The organism is Methanospirillum sp. (assembly GCF_035560735.1).
Taxonomy (GTDB): domain Archaea; phylum Halobacteriota; class Methanomicrobia; order Methanomicrobiales; family Methanospirillaceae; genus Methanospirillum.
In genome coordinates, this window is the sequence record NZ_DATMYY010000233.1 from 1 (window position 1) to 2,085 (window position 2,085).

The following is a 2,085-nucleotide window of genomic DNA, read 5'->3' on the forward strand; positions in this document are numbered from 1 at the left end:
GCATACACTTTTACAATACCAGAACTATCTCTAGATTATCCGGTCGATATTCACTAATGAGAGACAATGATACCTGATAAATATCAGATCCTCTATGTTGACGATGATGAGGATCTGCTGACAATAGGAAAACTTTTTCTGGAGCGTTCCAGTGACTTTTCAGTAGATATCATACCTTCCCCTAATGACGCGATCGAGAGAATATTTTCAGGTTCATATCATGCTATTGTCTCTGATTACGAGATGCCTGCACTCAATGGAATTGAGTTGCTCCGAAAGATCAGAGAATCTGGAAATAACATACCTTTTATCATATTCACCGGAAGGGGACGGGAAGATGTAGTTATTGAAGCTCTCAATAGTGGGGCTGATTTTTATCTACAAAAAGGAGGAGAACCAAAATCAGAATTCGCCGAATTAAGCCATAAAATCAGAAGTGCCATTGAACGAAGAGAGGCAATCGACGCACTCAAAACCTCAAGACTCCAGCTCTCGGAGATGATCTCCGCCCTTCCTGATCCTACCTTCGCCATCGATAAAGATCATCGTGTCACTGCATGGAACCGTGCCATTGAAAAATTCACAGGTGTTTCAGGGAAAGACATTATCGGCCTATCAGGATATGCTTACTCCATCCCGTTCATGGGCTTAGAAAAACCCCAGATTATTGATCTGATACTTGATGATATCCCGGGAGTTGCAGACGAGTACCTTGAGTTCAGGCATGAAGGCGATCAGATTATAGCTGAAAACTATTTTCATCTCCCAAACGGTGAACGCTATCTGCGTATTCATGCTGGCCCTCTTTATTCAACAGAAATGCAGGTAACTGGTGCCATTGCAACAATCAGGGATATTACAGATCAGTTCCTTTCTGAACTTGAACTGCGCAATTTCGTGGATATATACCAGTATATCACAGATTACACTGCAGACTGGGAATACTGGGAAAATCCGGACAAACAGATCATCTACTGCTCCCCGACTGCCCTTACCATCACCGGGTACCAAAACACTGAATTTGTTCAAAACCGCTCTCTTATCACAGAAATAATTCACCCTGATGATAAGAAGATCTGGCAGAATCACATGCAGAAAAATGAAGATAAAAAGACCAGCGACAGAATTGAATTTAGGATTATCAATCGCAACGGCAATACCAGATGGATTGAACACATCAGTATCCCGGTGTTTGGATCACATGGAGCGTATATCGGCAGGCGGGTAAGCAACCGGGATATAACCGAACGAAAACAGACTGAAGAAGTAATACGTGAGAATGAGTCACGGCTTCGAACCCTTATCAATGCCATGCCCGATATCGTCTGCTTCAAAGATGCCCAGGGAAGGTGGATTGAAGCAAATGATTTTGATATTGAGTTATTCCAGCTCCAAGATGTCCAATATAAAAATAAAACTGATCGGGAACTCGCAGAATGTAACTCGTTCTACCGGGATGCATTTCTGGCCTGTCAGGATTCGGATGAAAAGGCATGGCAGGCAGGAACCAGTATCAGGGGAATTGAAAGTATCCCACGTCCTTATGGACCGGACAGGGTCTTTGACATCATTAAGGTGCCAACTTTCCATGAAGACGGCAGCAGAAAGGCACTTGTTGTAATCGGAAGGGATATCACCGAACTATATTCAGCCCAGCAGGCACTCAAAAAGAGCGAACGCGAATTCAGAAACATCTTTGACAATTCGGCACTTGGAATATTCCAGACTACCCCCGAGGGAAAAAACCGTGCCCTTAACCCGGCATTTGCCAGGATCTTTGGATATGAATCCCCTGAACAGATGATTAATGAAGTGATCAATATTGGTGACCAGGTTTATGTGAATCCTGAAAAACGCACCGAATTTGTCAGGACATTACTTGAAAAAGGATCAATTGAAGGGTATGAAGTTGAGATGTATCGCAAGGATTCAAAGAAGATATGGATCTCACTTTATGCCCGGCTGGTTCAGGAAGGAGATGATGTCTGGTTCGAAGGCACCATTGAAGAAATAACTGCCCGAAAAACTGCTGAAAATGAGTTAGTAGAAGCATATGCAAACCTGCAGGGTGCCAACGAGGAACTC

The 2,085-nt window shown here is 43.4% G+C and carries 1 protein-coding gene; it reads left to right on the forward strand.

Annotated features, from left to right (window positions below; genetic code table 11):
- Positions 1-66 precede the first annotated feature (66 nt).
- Positions 67-2,085: PAS domain S-box protein (locus tag VN429_RS06685; RefSeq protein ID WP_325631232.1), on the forward strand; the 2,019-nt coding region annotated here is incomplete at its 3' end.